15 protein-coding genes are annotated in these 16,471 nt (G+C 65.6%); all 15 read left to right on the top strand.

Features of this window, described 5'->3' with window-relative positions; all coding sequences use genetic code 11:
* Nucleotides 1–65: 65 nt before the first annotated feature.
* The 15 genes from ING98_18765 to ING98_18695 all read left to right on the top strand — a co-directional run bounded on the left by ING98_18765 (nucleotide 66) and on the right by ING98_18695 (nucleotide 16,269).
* Nucleotides 66–932 carry a tripartite tricarboxylate transporter substrate binding protein gene (locus ING98_18765; protein MCA3103914.1) on the top strand — a complete coding sequence of 289 codons (867 nt, stop codon included), beginning with the start codon at nucleotides 66–68 and terminating at the stop codon, nucleotides 930–932.
* A 58-nt stretch (nucleotides 933–990) separates the two neighbouring features.
* Entirely contained in the window at nucleotides 991–1,650 is a 660-nt protein-coding gene (locus tag ING98_18760) for a hypothetical protein (GenBank protein MCA3103913.1), read from the top strand.
* A 195-nt stretch (nucleotides 1,651–1,845) separates the two neighbouring features.
* On the top strand, nucleotides 1,846–3,258 hold the full coding sequence (locus ING98_18755; protein MCA3103912.1) for a DUF1254 domain-containing protein: 1,413 nt from the start codon (nucleotides 1,846–1,848) through the stop codon (nucleotides 3,256–3,258).
* Between the two features lie 3 nt (nucleotides 3,259–3,261).
* A complete protein-coding gene (locus ING98_18750; GenBank protein ID MCA3103911.1) occupies nucleotides 3,262–4,539 on the top strand; it encodes a DUF1254 domain-containing protein in 1,278 nt (425 codons plus the stop codon).
* Nucleotides 4,540–4,837: 298 nt separating this feature from the next.
* Complete coding sequence (locus tag ING98_18745) at nucleotides 4,838–5,185, top strand: DUF202 domain-containing protein (protein ID MCA3103910.1); 348 nt, start codon at nucleotides 4,838–4,840, stop codon at nucleotides 5,183–5,185.
* Nucleotides 5,182–5,931 (top strand): hypothetical protein, encoded by a 750-nt coding sequence (locus ING98_18740; GenBank protein ID MCA3103909.1) that lies wholly within the window; start codon nucleotides 5,182–5,184, stop codon nucleotides 5,929–5,931. Before ING98_18745 ends, ING98_18740 begins: the two co-directional genes overlap by 4 nt.
* A 23-nt stretch (nucleotides 5,932–5,954) precedes the next feature.
* Entirely contained in the window at nucleotides 5,955–6,326 is a 372-nt protein-coding gene (locus tag ING98_18735; protein MCA3103908.1) for a hypothetical protein, read from the top strand.
* Between the two features lie 24 nt (nucleotides 6,327–6,350).
* Complete coding sequence (locus ING98_18730) at nucleotides 6,351–8,024, top strand: SulP family inorganic anion transporter (GenBank protein MCA3103907.1); 1,674 nt, start codon at nucleotides 6,351–6,353, stop codon at nucleotides 8,022–8,024.
* A 175-nt stretch (nucleotides 8,025–8,199) separates the two neighbouring features.
* Nucleotides 8,200–9,603 (top strand): anaerobic sulfatase maturase, encoded by a 1,404-nt coding sequence (locus tag ING98_18725; protein MCA3103906.1) that lies wholly within the window; start codon nucleotides 8,200–8,202, stop codon nucleotides 9,601–9,603.
* Nucleotides 9,604–9,680: 77 nt separating this feature from the next.
* A complete protein-coding gene (locus ING98_18720) occupies nucleotides 9,681–11,162 on the top strand; it encodes an arylsulfatase (protein ID MCA3103905.1) in 1,482 nt (493 codons plus the stop codon).
* A gap of 286 nt (nucleotides 11,163–11,448) precedes the next feature.
* The gene (locus ING98_18715) at nucleotides 11,449–11,724 is read left to right on the top strand and encodes a type II toxin-antitoxin system prevent-host-death family antitoxin (GenBank protein MCA3103904.1); all 276 of its coding nucleotides are present in this window, start codon (nucleotides 11,449–11,451) and stop codon (nucleotides 11,722–11,724) included.
* Entirely contained in the window at nucleotides 11,721–12,125 is a 405-nt protein-coding gene (locus ING98_18710; protein ID MCA3103903.1) for a type II toxin-antitoxin system VapC family toxin, read from the top strand. The genes ING98_18715 and ING98_18710 overlap by 4 nt, the downstream gene beginning before the upstream one ends.
* A 39-nt stretch (nucleotides 12,126–12,164) precedes the next feature.
* Nucleotides 12,165–13,451, top strand: coding sequence for a class I SAM-dependent methyltransferase (locus tag ING98_18705; GenBank protein MCA3103902.1), 1,287 nt, complete (start codon nucleotides 12,165–12,167; stop codon nucleotides 13,449–13,451).
* 10 nt (nucleotides 13,452–13,461) lie between these two features.
* Nucleotides 13,462–15,270 (top strand): bifunctional metallophosphatase/5'-nucleotidase, encoded by a 1,809-nt coding sequence (locus ING98_18700; protein MCA3103901.1) that lies wholly within the window; start codon nucleotides 13,462–13,464, stop codon nucleotides 15,268–15,270.
* 234 nt (nucleotides 15,271–15,504) lie between these two features.
* Entirely contained in the window at nucleotides 15,505–16,269 is a 765-nt protein-coding gene (locus ING98_18695; protein ID MCA3103900.1) for a transporter, read from the top strand.
* Nucleotides 16,270–16,471: the final 202 nt, after the last annotated feature.

The following is a 16,471-nucleotide window of genomic DNA, read 5'->3' as shown; positions in this document are numbered from 1 at the left end:
TGGTGCTGACGGGGCCTGCCTGGGCTCAGTCGTCGCCGGAGGCCTGGCCCTCGCGACCGGTACGCTTGGTCGTGCCCTACGCGGCGGGTGGTGCGACCGACGTGCTCGGCCGGCTGTTCGCGGCGCGTCTCGCGGAGACGCTCGGCCAGCCGTTCGTGGTCGACAACCGACCGGGTGCCGCTGGCATGATCGGCGCCGAGATGGTGGTCAGGGCTGCGCCCGACGGCTACACGCTCGCCTTCGTGCCGTCTGCCTACGCGGCGTCGCTCGCCCTCTACAAGTTGAGCTGGGATCCGGCGCGGGCGGTGGCACCCATCGGCATCGTGGCCACCGGGCCGCTGGTGCTCGGGGTGCATCCCGGCGTGAAGGCTGGCAGCGTGCGCGACCTGATCGAACTCGCCAGGGAGAAGCCGGGATCCATCAACTTCGGATCGGCCGGCACTGGCGGATCCCTGCATCTGGCCGGCGAGTTGTTCCTTCAGCTCGCACGCGTGGACATGTCTCACGTGCCCTACAAGAGCGAGGCCCCCGCGTTGAACGATCTGGTCGGTGGACACATCCAGGTGCTGTTCTCCTCGGCGATCGTGATGCTGCCGCAGGCCCGTGCCGGGAAGGTGCGGGCGCTGGGCGTCACCAGTGCGAAGCGCTCGCCCGCCGCTCCCGAACTGCCGACCATCGGGGAGACGGTGCCCGGCTACGACGTGACCCAGTGGTTCGGCATGTGGACAGCGGCGGCGGTGCGCCGTGACACCGTCACTCGCGTGAACCAGGCGCTGGGGCGCATCGTGCGCATCCCCGAAGTCCAGGAGCGGCTGCGCGCCGACGGCTTCGAGCCGGCTCAAGGCAGTCCGGAGGATTTCGCACGGACCATGGCCGAGGAGACTGCGCTGTGGGCGCGGGTCGTGAAAGCCGGGAATATCCGGGTGGAATGATCCGGTGGCAGGGTGCCGCGCCAGCGGCGGCGCATGAAAGGTCAGGCACCGTTGCATCGTGTACGACTGGCCGGACTGTACAGCGTCGGTTTTTCTTGGGAAACTTGAGGGCTTTCCGACTACGGCGACGACCAAGATGCGTTTCTCACTATCCCGGAACATCCTTTCGATGCGAGCACTGCTCGCCGCGGCGGTTGCATTGCTGGCCGGTTGCGCAGCGACGCCGAGTGGCCCGCTGGAGCTGACCGAGACACAGACGATCACTGCCGTTGTCGAGGCGATCGACATGCCCAGCCGCGTCGTCGTGCTGCGCGCGGCGGATGGTCGCTCGGCCGTGTTCGAAGCGGGGCCGCAGGTGCGCAACCTGGCCCAGGTGCGCAAGGGTGACAAGGTCGTCATCCGCTTCCAGGAGGCGTTGCTCGCGGAAGTGGTGAAGCGCGGCACCGGAACGACTGGCGCCGGCGCGCTTGCGGCCCGCACCGAGCCGGGGCAGCGGCCTGGCGCACTGGTGGCGACGGAAACGAGCGTCGTGGTCACGATCTACGAGGTCGATACCATCGGTAACGTCGTCGAGTTCACCGGGCCGAAGGGCTTCAACCGGCGGATCAAGGTCAACGACCCGAAAGCACGTGAGTTCCTGCGCACTCTCAAGAAGGGCGACGAGGTGGAAGTTCGCTATCGCGAGGCGATGGCAGTCAGCGTCGAGCCGGCGAAGTAGGTCGGCGGCGGCAGGGCCCCGGCGCAGGCCGGGACTGCAGGACAGCGCAGAAAGCGGCGAGCAGCGTTTGCGCCGCTTTCTGTCATTTTGCTGCTGGAGAATCCGGACTTGCTCAGGCACGCCGGATGCCGCTTTCCGGTGGGGCTGCGCAGCGAGCATCGACCCATCGATCCATTGACACGCCTGGATACATGAATGAGCAACCCTGAAGCGCAGCAATTGCCCACCACTGGTGTCGTCGAGTCCCGGCTCGGAAAGATCGAGCTGACGAACGGCTATCCGACGGACGCGACCGCCAAGAGCATCTTCGACGAGATCGATTTCCAGCGCGGCTGCCAGGCCTATCTCTGGGCGCTGCCGCTCATGGCCATGCAGCAGTGGCAGGCGGAGCAGCGCGAGAAGTTCGGTGCAGGCAATCTGGATTTCGTCGACTACCTCACGTTCACGGACAAACTCGGCCTGCTCACCGCCAACGCCACGACCCCGTACATCATGGCGTTCCCCAGCATGGAGGGCATGGGCCCGCTGGTGATGGAAATTCCTGCCGGTCCGACGGCCGGCGGTGTCGTCGATTTCTGGCAGCGACCGATCACGGATTCCGGACAGACCGGACCCGACAAGGGCGCGGGTGGCAAGTACCTCATCCTCGGGCCGAACGACCCGGAAATGCGTCCGGATGGTTATCACGTCTTCCGCTCGTCCACGGTCAACGTCTGGGTCGCGCACCGCGTACTCGAGCCCGATCCCGAAAAGGCGATGGCGCTGGTGGCAGCCATACGCATCTATCCCTACAGCCAGCGCGAGAATCCGCCGCTGGCCGTGCACATCAGGCCGAATGGCCGCAAATGGAGCGGGACACAGCCCACCGGGCTGGCCTACTGGGAGGGACTGTCCAGGATCATCAACGAGGAGCCCGTACACGAACGCGACCGGATGATCATGGGAATGCTCCAGCCGCTGGGGATCGAGAAGGGCAGGCCCTTCAACCCGGATGCACGGCAGACGAAGACGCTCATCGAAGCGGCCCGCGTCGGCGAGGTGATGGCGCGCACGATCGGCTACGAAAAGCGCTTCCACGGCGCGAAGGTCTGGCCGGGCAAGCAGTGGGATCTTTCGCTGTTCCTGGAAGAAACCAACCAGGAGGCTGCGCACCATACGCAACTCGACGAGCGCACGTCGTGGTTCTACGAGGCGGTCGGTGTCTCTGTCGGCATGATGGGGCGCACGGTGGGACTCGGCCAGGTCTACCTGGAATCGTCGAAAGACAGCCAGGGACGTTGGCTCGAGGGCAGCGAAAACTATGCACTGCACGTGCCACCCGATGCGCCTGTGGTCCAGTTCTGGTCGTTCACGGTCTATGACAATGAAACGCGCTGCTTCGTCGATACGGGCGTGCAACCGGATCGTTCGTCGCGCGACAACATCGTCAAGAATGCCGACGGCTCGGTCGACCTGTACTTCGGGCCGCAGGCGCCTGCCGGAAAGCCGGAGTCGAACTGGATCCAGACGATCCCCGGCAAGGGCTGGTTCACGTACTTCCGACTGTATGGGCCGACCCAGCCTTACTTCGACCGCTCCTGGGTACTTCCAGACATTGAACGGGTGTAGACCATGACTACCAACGCGCTTGCGGCACTGGGCCTTTCCGAGAAGGACGTCGTCGACACCTACATCTACGTCCTCGCTCGTTACCTGGTGATCCGCCAGGAACGCATCGACATCGCCGAGGAGTCGGTCGACTACAACGTGATCAAGTTCAACGAACTCGGCAAGGCGGAGTTCGTGAACCCGAATCTCGATGTCGCATACCTCGAGGCGTGGTTCGCCGTGGACGAGACGACGCCGGTCGTGCTGGAAGTGCCCAAGGTGGAAGGACGCTACTACACCGCGCAGATCATGGATGAGTGGGCCGACATCCTCTACAACGTCAACGAGCGTAACTTGCCGGATTGTCCGCATGGCCGGTTCGCGCTTTGCCTGGCGGGATCGAACCCGACGATTCCCGACGGCGCATTCCGGCTCGACCTGCCGTCGCGTAAGGCCAAGATGCTGGCGCGGGTGGAACGCAAGGGCGACGACCAGGGCGCGTTGGCCTTGCAGCATCAGTTCAGGATCATCAAGTCGAGGGAACCCGCGATCGTGCCCGCAGTGGAAATCCCGATGTTCAGCAACAAGGAACTCATCGCGGTCGATGCGTTCTCGCAGCCCATGCTGGATCAGGTACTCGACAGCGCGCCGGACAACATGAAACTGGCGCCGGGCATGCAGAAGCAGGCCCGCGACATCGCAGCCTTCGTCGCGAAGGCAGAAGACAATCGCGCCGCGATCGACGCGATCATCCGGCAGAAGGCGATTCCAGGCCTCGTGCAGTTCGTGCGCAGTTACGGCGACAAGCGCGGCGGCTGGATCGCCACGACCGGCAAGGACACGGGGTTCGGCGAGGATTTCTGGTTCCGCGCGGCCGCCAACTTTGCCGGCATCTGGTGGAACAACAACCAGGAAGTTGTCTATTTCATCGGCGAAGCGGACGCCGCCGGCACGCCCCTGGATGGCGACAGCGTGTATGTCCTCGACTTCAAGCCGGAGGACCTGCCGGAGAAGCACGTCAATGCCTACTGGTCGTTGACGTTGATGTCATTGCCGGATTACCGGGTGGTTCCCAACCGGATCGACCGGTTCAACTTCAACAACCAGTCCCGGTTCGAGTTCGAACCGGATGGTTCCTTGAAACTGCATCTGGCATGCGAGCTTCCGGACGGCGTCCCGGAGTCGAACTGGTTGCCATGCCCCAAAGGCAGGCCGTTCACGCTCAACCTGCGCACGTATGTGCCGAAGGCGGAAATCCTGTCCGGTGAGTACTACGTGCCGCCGATCGTGAAGACGGCGTAGCGCCAGGATATCTTCCCGCGGAGAGGCCGAAGACCGCAGCGCGTCGGCCAGTCATGGACGCGCAGGCGATGAAGGACATTGAATGACGACCCCGACCCCGACCCCGACACCGACCCCGACACCAGACACACCGCCGCAGGATCACGGCCACGGCGCCGCGGACGCGCGCGCGCAGCATCGGCTGGCGGGGCTGGCGGGGCTGGCGGGGCTGGGAAAGCGGCTCCACCATCCGGCTGCCCCTGAGCAGGTCGGCAGAGCGCCCAAGACATCCGACGAGCTGGCCCTCGAGCGCACCCTGATGGCAGCCGACCGCACCCTGATGGCAGCGGACCGGTCGTTGATGGCCTGGATACGCACCGCGCTGTCGATGATCAGCTTCGGCTTCACCATCTACAAGCTGCTGCAGGGCTTCGAGGAGGCGGGTACCCAGCTGACCCACGCCAGCAGCCCGCGCGCCATGGGCATGTTCCTGACCGGCATGGGTACGGTAGCGATGGTGCTGGGCACCGTCGAGTACTGGTTCCGCCTCAAGGACCTGCGCAAGCAGAACGGTTTCGCGATCTGGCGCCCGTCATTCGTGATGGCCCTGTTGATGTCGGCGATCGGTCTGTTCCTGTTCATCGCCATCATTGCCAGGGCCCTGTGACCGCAGGCTGGCAACCCACTGAACTGGTGGCGACCGGGCTCGCAGCGCTGGCGCTGGCGGCCGTCGTCCTGGCAGGGGGACGCCTGCATCCGCTGAGCGCTGTCACGCGGGATCAGCGCAAGCGGGTATCGTTCTGCGCCGGCATGGCCGCAGCCTATGTCTTCGTGCATGTCATGCCCGAACTGCAGGGCGTGCGCCTGGTCTTTGTCGAGTCGGCATCGGTGCAGACGCGCTTCGAAGGCATGGCGATCTACGCAGTCGCGCTGATCGGCTTCATGACCTTCTACGGGCTGGACCACCTGCGCAAGCAGGTGCGCGACTCCGCCGCCGAGCAGCGCGAGCAGGCGGCGTTCAACCTGCATGTGGGCGGCTTTGCGGTCTACGCCGCCCTGGTGGGTTACCTGCTGGTGCACGACCTCGAAGAAGGCCGGGTACCGTTGCTGCTGTTCACCACGGCGATGGCTGTCCACTTCCTCGCCGTGGACCACGCATTGAGCGAAGAGCATGGCGAGGCGTATGCCCGCCGCGGCCGCTACTGGCTGGCAGCCATGGTGCCGCTCGGCTGGGTGGTCGGGCAGTTGCTGGCCCTGCCCCTGGCCGTGGTGGCCCTGCTGGTCGCTTTCCTGTCGGGCGCGGTGATCGTCAACAGCAGCCTGATGGAGTTGCCCTCCGAAAAAGAGGGCCACTTCGTCCCCTTCCTGGCCGGCGGCCTGCTGTACGCGCTTATCCTGTTGCCGCTGGGTTGAACAGATGGACGGAGAGAGAGCCGATGGATGAGATCTGGATGCGCATCGTTGAACACATGTCGGACCGCGTCACCGGGCCGATGAAGTTCCGCCTGATCCTGCAGCCGGTGATGGCCTCGATCTTCGCCGTCATCGCCGGGCTGAATGATGCGAAGCTGGGAAAACCGCCTTACTTCTGGGGGCTGTTCACCAACAGCGGGCACCGTGCCGAAATGGTCAGGGACGGCTGGAAGAGCGTAGGCAAGGTGTTCGTGTTGGCGATGGTGCTCGACATCGTCTTCCAGATCAGGGTGCTGGGCACGGTGTACCCCGGTGAAGTGATCCTCGTGGCCTTCCTGCTGGCCATCGTGCCCTACCTGTTGTTACGGGGGCTGGTCACGCGCGTGATGCGCTAGGCCTGCGCCGACCCTGTTGACCCGATGAAACTGCCTGTCGCCGGCTGGTTGCCATCCTACCGACGCGAGTGGCTGCGCGCCGACACGGTCGCCGGGCTCACCGCCGCCGCGGTGGTGATCCCCAAGGCGATGGCCATCGCAGCCATCGCCGGCCTTCCCGTCGAGATCGGCCTCTACACCGCGCTGGCGGCGATGCTGGTCTATCCACTGCTGGGCGGCTCGCGCCCGCTCAGCGTCACCAGCACCTCGGCCATCGCGATGCTGGTGGCCGCGCAGATCGCGGTCACCACGGCGCAGAATCCGGACGCCGATGCGCGCGCGGTGGCCACCACGCTGGCCCTGCTGGTCGGCCTGATGCTGGTGGCCGCCCGACTGCTGCGGCTGGGCTTCCTGGCGAACTTCATCTCGAAGCCTGTGCTGGTGGGGTTCGAGGCCGGGGTCGGCGTGGTGATCGTGATCGGTGCGCTCAAGTCGGTGCTGGGCCTGCATTTCGCCAGCCACGGCAGCGTCGGCATCCTGCTGGAACTGCCGTCGCTGATGCCGCAGGTTCACGTTCAGACGCTGCTGGTCGCCGTCGCCGGCATCGTCGTGCTGATGGGCCTGCCGAGGCTGCTGCCGCGTCTGTCGGCGCCGCTTACCTGGGTGGCGGTGAGCATCGCGGTCGCCGCCCTGTTCGATCTGCAGGGGCTGGGTGTCAAGTCGGTCGGCGCAGTACCCTCCGGCCTGCCGGTGCTGGCCTGGCCCGAGCTGCAGTTCGTGGCTTCATTGTGGCCGGCGGCGCTGGGCATCGCGCTGATGTCTTTCACCGAATCGGTCGCGGCCGCACGCACCTTCCAGCAGCGCGACGACACGCCGGTCGATGCCAATCGTGAACTGCTGGCAGTGGGCGCGGCCAATCTGGCGGCGGCGGGGGTGGGCGGCATGCCGGCGGGCGGCGGTACCTCGCAGACGGCCATCGCCGACAAGGCCGGTGCGCGCAGCCAGATGGCGCAGTGGGTCAACGCCCTGGTGGTGCTGCTGACCCTGCTGCTGCTGTCGAACGTGATCGGCCTGCTGCCCGACCCGGCACTGGGTGCACTGATCATGGTGCTGGGACTGGGCATGGTCAAGCCGGCTGCGTTTCGCGCCATCGCCCGTGTGCGGCGAGACGAGTTCTTCTGGGCGCTGGCCACGCTCGCCGGCGTGGTGCTGATCGGTACGCTGCAAGGCATCCTGATCGCGGTAGCGATCTCGATGCTCACGCTGCTCTACCACGCGAACCATCCGCCGGTTTACCGGGGCGCCTACAGCCGGGCGCAAGGCGTATTTCGTCGCGCAGGCGACAACGCGCAAGACGAAACATTTCCCGGTCTGCTGCTGCTGCGCACCGAAGGCCGGTTGAACTTTGCCAACGCCGCCAACGTGTCTGCCCGGATGCAGGCGCTGATCGCGCAGACCCAGCCACCGCCGCAGGTGATCGTGCTCGACTGCAGTGCGATCCCCGACATCGAGTACACCGCGCTTCTGATGCTCACCGAGGCCGAGCAGAGCCTGCGGGCACGCGGCATCGAGCTCTGGCTGGCCGGCGTGGCGCCTGACCTGCGCCAGTTGCTCGATCGCGCGCCGCTGGGCGAAGCACTTGGCCCGCAGCGTGTCTTTCACAATCTGTTCAAGGCGCTGGAAGCCTGGCAGAGCCGGGGGGGCGAGCCCGGGCAATGACCGAAGGTGCAATAGTCATTTCGCGTGCCCCAGCCTATACTGAGCCGAGGCTGCGGCTGGCCGCGCTGCCCGGCTGCGGCGAGAGTTGCAATGGTCCGACCTGCAGAAACCAGACCTGTTTCATTGAAACCCGACGATGACCCAGTTCGCTGAATCGCCCGCAGGACACCCGCCGATGCCCGACTCGGGTCCGCCGGGGTTTCATCTGCTGGCCAAGCCCAGCGGGTCGACCTGCAACATCGATTGCACCTACTGTTTCTTCCTGTCCAAGGAAGCGCTGTACCCGAACGACCGGAGCCGGATGTCGGCAGCCACGCTCGAGGCCTACATCCGCCAGTTGCTCGAATCTCACCGCGTGCCCGAGGTCACCGTAGCCTGGCAGGGCGGCGAGCCGACGCTGATGAAGCTGGAGTTCTTCGAGCATGCGGTCGAGCTGGTCGAGAAGTACCGCCGGCCCGGTCAGACGGTAAAGCACACCTTCCAGACCAACGGCCTGCTCCTGGACGACGCCTGGTGCAGGTTCTTCAAGCAGCACGATTTCCTGGTCGGCCTGAGCGTGGACGGCCCGCGTGAACTGCACGACACCTATCGGCTGGACCGCCGCGGCAAGGGTACCTTCGACCTGGTGATGAAGGGCTGGCGGGCGCTGCGCAGGCACGACGTCGAGTTCAATATCCTGTGCACGGTCAATGCAGCCAACCAGCACCACGGGCGCACGGTCTATCGCTTCTTCCGCGACGAGCTGGGTGCGAAGTGGGTCCAGTTCATCCCCATCGTCGAGCGCGCCACCGAGCAGACCATCGGCATCGCCAACAAGGGCTGGAGCGAGGTGCCCGGCGAGAAGCGCCTGCTCTATACCCAGACCGGTAACCTGGTGACCGAACGCACGGTGGGTTCCGAGCAGTACGGCCGCTTCCTGATCGACGTGTTCGAGGAATGGGTGCGGCGCGACGTGGGGCAGGTCTATGTGCAGTTGTTCGACGTCACGCTCGAGGCCTTCTTCGGCCGCCACCTGCTGTGCATCCATGCGCCCACCTGCGGCTACGGCCCGGCGCTCGAGCACAACGGCGACCTCTACTCGTGCGATCACTTCGTCGAACCGAAGCACCTGCTGGGCAACATCCACAAGACGCACATGCTCACCATGGTCGCCTCGCCCGAGCAGCGCAGGTTCGGCCAGGGCAAGCGCGACTCGCTGACGCAGCAGTGCCAGACGTGCAAGGTGCGCAACTGGTGCAATGGCGGCTGCCCCAAAGACCGCTTCGCGCTCAGCAAGGATGGCGAGCCGGGCCAGAACTATCTCTGCGCCGGGCTCGAGAAGTTCTTCATGCACACAGGGCCGACCTTCAACGTGATGGCCCAGTTGTACAGGAAGGGCCACCCGCCCGCCGAGGTGATGACCAGCATCGCCGCGCTGGACGCCCGGCGCGATGCCTACCAGCCTTGCCCCTGCGGCAGCGGCAGCAAGTTCCGCTTCTGCCACGGCGACCGCGATCCGAAGACGCCGTTCAGCGGTGTCGAGCCAGCGGCGCCGCAGGTCCAGGCCCAGGCCAGTTCCGCCGCTGGCCAGCGATCATGAGTTACTCGACCGTACAACTCGATCGGGTTGTCCGACTGGCGCATGCGCGCCTTGTTTGCTGAAGAAAGGATGGAGCCATGGCTGAGAAGAAACCGAATTTCCTGATCCTCTGGGGCGACGACATCGGCTGGTTCAACATCAGCGCCTACAACCACGGAATGATGGGCTACAAGACCCCGAACATCGATCGCATCGCCAAGGAGGGCGCGATGTTCACCGACTGGTACGGCCAGCAGAGTTGCACCGCCGGCCGCGCCTGCTTCATCACCGGCCAGTCGGGCTTCCGTACCGGCATGCTGAAGGTCGGTCTGCCCGGCGCCAAGGAAGGCCTGCAGGCGCGCGATGTCACCATTGCCGAGCTGCTCAAGGACCAGGGCTACATGACCGCCCAGTTCGGCAAGAACCACCTCGGCGATGCCGACGAGACCCTGCCCACCGCGCACGGCTTCGACGAGTTCTTCGGCTCGCTGTACCACCTGAACGCCGAGCAGGAGCCGGAGAACCCCGACTACTTCAAAGATCCCGAGATGATCAAGAAGTATGCGACGCGCGGCGTGATCCACAGCTGGGCCAACCCGGACGGCACGCAGAAGATCGAAAGCACCGGTCCGCTCAACATCGAGCGCATGAAGACCATCGACGAAGAGGTCACCGCCCTCACGCTTGACTATCTCGAGAAGGCGAAGAAGGCCGACAAGCCGTTCTTCCTGTGGTGGAACTCCACCCGCATGCACATCTTCACGCACCTGAAGGAAGAATCGAAGGGCAAGACCGGCCTGGGCACCTACCCCGACGGCATGGTCGAGCACGACGGGCACGTCGGGCAGATTCTCGACAAGCTCGACGAACTGGGTCTCGCTGACAATACCGTCGTGATGTATTCGACCGACAACGGCGCCGAATGCTTCTCCTGGCCCGACGGTGGCACCACGCCGTTCCGTGGCGAGAAGAACGAGAACTGGGAGGGCGGCTACCGCGTGCCCTGCGCGATCCGCTGGCCTGGCCACATCAAGCCCGGCACGGTCAGCAACGACATCTTCTCGCACGAAGACATGCTGCCGACGATCATGACGATCGCCGGTGTGCCCGGCGTGAAAGAGCAGTTGCTCAAGGGCATGAAGGTCGGCAACAAGACCTTCAAGGTCCACCTCGATGGCTACGACCTCACGCCCGCCATTGGTGGCAATGCGCCGAGCCCTCGCAAGGAGTTCTTCTACTGGAACGACGACGGCTCGCTGGTGGCACTGCGCTACAACCAGTGGAAGATCGTCTTCCAGGAGCAGCGCGCCCACGGCTTCGCGGTCTGGGCCGAGCCCTTCGTGCCCTTGCGCGTGCCCAAGCTGTTCAACCTGCGCACCGACCCGTTCGAGATCGCCGACAAGGTCTCGATCGACTACGACCACTGGCGCCTCGATCGCGTGTTCATGTTCGTGCCGGCGCAGGAGTTCATCGGCAAGTACATCGCCACGTTCAAGGAGTTTCCGCCCAGCCAGAAGGTTGGTACCTTCTCGCTGGACGCGGTGCTCGAGAGCCTGGCTGCGGGGCAGAAGGGCGGCTGATCAGCCGGTGCCGACTGCGCGGCCTGTCTGGCGCGCAAGGGCAATGGTCCGATCCCCGGCAGGCCATGGGCTTGCCGGGGATTTTTCGTTCATCGGCCCACCCTGCGAGCCCTCATGCAGAGCGCCGACGGTCGCCGCCTGGTGCAGCCGCTCGCAAGCGGCAGGCGCATCCATGAACAGGTCACGCGTGCGCTTCAGCCTGGGCCACACCCACCTGATCCCTTGACAGGCGAGGGCGTCGATTCCAGAATCTGGTCCGTTTAACAGACCAGATTGAGGGGCAAGCATGCGCTCAACCCAATGGCAGATGCAGACGGCCAAGGCGCAGTTGAGTGAACTCGTGGAGGCCGCCCTGCGCGGCGAGCCGCAGCGGATCACCCGGCGTGGCAGGGATGCGGTGATGGTGCTCTCCGAGCAGGCCTATGTCGCATTGAAGAGCAGCGCGAAGATGGATGCGCCAGACTTTGTCGCGCACTTGCTTGCCATGCCTAGGCAGAGGGCCGTTCGGAGCGAACCTGCCGTGTCGCCGGAAAAGCTCGTCTTGCGTGACATCGAGTTGTGAGCTTTCTGCTCGATACGGTAGTGCTCTCGGAATTGCGCAAAGCCAGACCATCGCGCAAGGTAGTTCAATGGATCAAGGCGCAACAGGCGGGCAGTCTGTTCATCAGCGTGGTCAGTGTTGGCGAAATCGAACGCGGGATCGAGAAGACACGCAGATCCGATGCAGTCTTTGCCGCCGAGCTGGAGCAGTGGCTGGAGACACTGTTGAATCTCTATGCCGATCGCGTCTTGCCGGTCTCTGCAAATGCCGCACGGCTCTGGGGCAGGCATTCAGCCCGGCTGGGGCATGACGGTGCCGATCTGCTGATAGCGGCCACGGCGCTTGCGCATGGCTCTACGGTAGTTACCCGTAACGTCAGGCATTTCGCGCCGACGGGTGTGCGCGTTCTTGATCCGTTCTAGGCGGTGACGTCCGGCTTCGACTGCCTGCAACCCGCGGGCATGGCCGGAACTTGCGGAGACACTGTGACCACAGTGCATAGCCATTCCTCGCCAGAGCCCGCTGCGGCAGCGCGGGTCCAGGCGTTCTACGAGCGCTACCCCTATCCCGGGCCGATCGACAGCCTCGACCAGTACCGCCAGCTGTGGGCCGACCCGCAGCGGCGCCGCGCCGACCATCACCTGTTCCAGCCCGGCCTGCCCTACCGTGAAGACCCTTCGATCCTCGTCGCCGGCTGCGGTACCTCGCAGGCGGCCAGGCACGCAGTGCGCTGGCCGGCGGCGCGCGTGACCGGCATCGACTTCAGTGCCACCAGCATACGCTGCACCGAAGCGCTCAAGCACCGGCACGGCCTCGACAACCTGCACCTGCACCAGCTTCCCGTCGAGCGCGCGGGTGAGCTCGACATGCAGTTCGACCAGGTCGTCTGCACCGGCGTGCTGCACCACCTGGCCGACCCTGTCGCAGGCCTGCAGGCGCTGCGCAGCGTGCTCAAGCCCGATGGCGTGATGCATCTGATGGTGTATGCCCCCTACGGCCGTACCGGCATCTACCTGCTGCAGGACTTCTGCCGGCGCATCGGGGTGCCGGCCACCGAAGCGGGTATCGCCGACCTGATGATCGCGCTCAAGTCGTTGCCGCCCGGCCATCCGCTGGAGCCGTTGCTGCGACAGGCACCCGACTTCAAGCACGCAGCGGCCGTGGCCGATGCGCTGCTCAATCCGCAGGACCGCGCCTATTCGGTGCCACAGTTGTTCGAGTTCCTGGCCCAGGGTGGGCTGCGATTCGGCCGCTGGCTGAGCCAGGCACCTTACAGCCCGCGCTGCGGCGTGATGGCCGCGCTTCCCCAGGCAGACCGTATCGCCCGGCTGGCCGCGCCGGAACAGTTCGCCGCAGTCGAACTGTTCCGCGGCACGATGGTGATGCACAGTGTGGTGGCCTGTCGTGACGACCATCCGGACGGTACGCCACCGTACGACCCGGGCGCACAAGCCGACCACGCCTGGCGCGCCTCGGTACCCATCCGCCTGCCGGACACGATCTGCGTACAGGAACGGCTGCCGCCTGGCGCAGCCGCCGTGCTGATCAATCGTACCCATACCTTTCGCGATCTCGTGCTGCCGATCGATGCCGCCGAGAAGTACCTGTTCGATCGCGTGGACGGCATCCGGACACTCGGCGAGATCGCCGATGGTGTGCCGACCGCGATGGCACGCGACTTCTTCGAGCGGCTGGGCTGGTGGGATCAGGTGGTGTTCGACAGCTCGAGCCCGTACCCGGGACTCTGAGGAGACTCGCATGAAGCGGACCTTCACCATCCTGCACACCAACGACATGCACTCGGCCTTCATCGGCATGGGGCCGGCCTCGGACTACACGCCGTTCACGCTGAACGACGACGAGACGCGTGGCGGTTATGCGCGGCTGGCCGCACTGATCGCCCGCAGGCGCGCGGCGTGCGATGGCCATGGCCCTGTGCTCACGCTCGACGCGGGCGACTACAGCATGGGCACGCCGTTCGCTGCCGCAAGTCGCGAGCTGGGCGGCGAGCTGCAGCTGATGGGCCACATGGGCTATGACGCCACCACCTTCGGCAACCACGAGTTCGACCTCGGGCCGGAAGGACTGGGCCAGGCCACGGACGTGGCCGCACGGGCAGGGACCATCCCGCAGGTGCTGGCATCGAACAGCGATTTCTCCGGCGGCGACCCGACACTCGTCGGGCTTCAGCGCCTGGCTGCCCAAGGCGCGATCCGCCGCCACACCGTGATCGAGCGCGGCGGCATGCGCTTCGGCCTGTTCGGCGTGCTGGGCAAGGAAGCGCAGATCTACACCAATGGCGGTGCGACGCACTTCCCAGACCCGATCCAGGCCGCCCGCGAGGTCGTGCAGATCCTGCGCGACGCCGAGAAGGTCGACGTGGTGATCGCACTGAGCCATGGCGGCGTCATCAAGGGCCCCGACGGCCGCTACAGCGACGGGGAGGACGTGCAGCTGGCGCGGGCCGTGCCGGGCATCGACATCGTGATCGGCGGCCATAGCCACACCGTGCTGCACGAGCCCATCATCGTCAACGGCCGCACGCCGGTGGTGCAGACCGGGCTCGAAGGCAAGAACCTCGGTGAGTTGGTGATCGGCGTCGACGGCGACGTGCTGACGGTCGAGTCGTATCGACTGCACGCGATCGACGACACCATCGAGGGCGATCGCGCCATTGCCGGCAGGATCGACGAGCTCAAGGCCTCGGTCACGGCAGCGGTGTTCGCTTCGCGCGGCTACAGCATCGACCAGCCGCTGGCCATCGCACCGCGCGACCTGGTCAACACCCACACCGACATCGCCGCCGGTACCGTGCTCGCCAACCTGTGCACCGATGCCTTCCGGCATGCGACGCAGGCCGACATCGGCTTCACCGCCAACGGCCTGATACGGGCGCCGCTGCTGCGCGGCAAGACCGGTGTGGTGACGGTCTATGACGTGTTCGCCGTCGCGCCACTGGGCGCGGGCGTGCTGGATCAGACGGCCGGCAGCACGCTGGTCACCGGGTGGTTCACCGGCGCGGACCTGAAGGCCCTGCTCGAGTTCTTCCTGATCGACAACCCGGCGCATCCCGGCGAGTACTTTCCGCGTGCCTCGGGCATGCGGTTCCGCTACGACCCCTCGCGCCCGAGGTTCGACGTGGTGACGGCGATCGAGCTCGGCGATCTCGACAGCGGCTACCGTGCGATCGACATCAGCGGCACGCAACCGCAGCTGTACAGCCTGAGCTGCCCGCTGATGCTCGGCATGATCATTACCGCCATCCCCAGGTACACCAGGGGCAAGCTCGCGCCGGTGGCCAGGAACCGGCACGGCCAGCCGCTCACGTCCAAGGTCGACGCGCTCGACGACCCGCGCCACAGCACGGCCCACCTGCTGGCGCCGCCGGGCACCCTGGATACGAGCAGCGTGGCCACGGGCGCCGGCAGCCGCGCGCTGCATGAAGTGAAGGAGTGGCAGGCGATCATGGATCACCTGCGCAGCCTGCCGGCCAATGGCCCGGATGAACTGCCGGTGATCCCGATGGACGAGCGCGCCGCCGAAGTGCGTGCGATCAGGCTCGGCTGAGCAGATTGCGTCGGGGCGAGGCGGGGTCGTCGCCGCTGTCTGTCGGCAGGATCTTCTTCCAGCACAGCCCTGCTCATTGCACCAACGGCCAATTGCAGCGGCAAAATGGCGATGCTAGAGTCTTCTCACAATGACAGGGAAAAGCGCCGAATGAACATTGATGGCCGTCAACAGGCTCCCAGCCATCGGGTCACTGCCTTCGTCATCTCTTGCTGCGCCACGGCGGCGGTGGCGATGGCGTTGATTGCCTCGCCCCGACCGGCCGCAGCGCAGGACGCCGAGGAGTTGGCCCGGAAGATGTCCAACCCGATCGCAGCGGTGATCAGCCTGCCGTTCCAGTTCAATTTCGACCGCGACATCGGCGCCAGCCGCGACGGCAATCGCACCACGCTGAACATCCAGCCAGTGGTACCGATCAGCCTGAACGATGAATGGAACGTCATCTCGCGCACCATCATGCCGGTCGTCCGGCAGGATGTGCCCGGGCTGGGCGACGGCAGCCAGAGCGGCATCGGCGACGTGGTGCAGAACTTCTTCTTCTCGCCGAAGAAGCCTGGTCCCAACGGCCTGATCTGGGGCGTCGGGCCAGTGATGCTGATCCCCAGCAGCACCAACTTCATCAGCGCCGACAAGTGGGGCCTCGGGCCCACCGGGGTTGCACTCAAGGTGGATGGGCAGATGACCTACGGCGTGCTCGCCAACCATATCTGGTCGGTGGCGGGCAGCGGCAGGCAGGACATCAGCAGCACGTTCATCCAGCCGTTCTTCACCTACACGCTGAAATCGGCCACCAGCTTCACGATACAGACAGAATCGACCTACGACTGGAACAACCGGCAGTGGAACGTCCCTGTTGCGCTGTCGGTCGGCCAGATCATGAAGCTGGGCAGCCAGCCCGTACAGCTCACTGCCGGGGTGCGCTACTACGCGGAAAGCCTGACCAATGGTCCCCATGGCGTGGCCTTCCGGCTGGCGGTGACCTTCCTGTTCCCGAAGTAGGCGCTCGGGCGCCAGAGCCTTTGCGGGCTGCGTCGAAGAAGCCAGTGCCCGGGACGACACTCGCCGCCGCGGTCACCACTGGTCAGACAGAGGCAAAGGCGCCCTGTCACCTGCAGCACGGCAAGATAATCGGTGTCCCTGCGGCACCGCGCCGCACGCCGAGGCGCCTACGTGAGCCGTGTCCTGTCCGATCCGCAACCCG

The organism is Rhodocyclaceae bacterium (genome assembly GCA_020248265.1).
In the GTDB taxonomy this organism is placed as follows: Bacteria; Pseudomonadota; Gammaproteobacteria; order Burkholderiales; family CAIKXV01; genus CAIKXV01.
The sequence above is the reverse complement of the archived record's forward strand: the minus strand, read 5'-3'. Positions and strand labels throughout refer to the sequence as shown.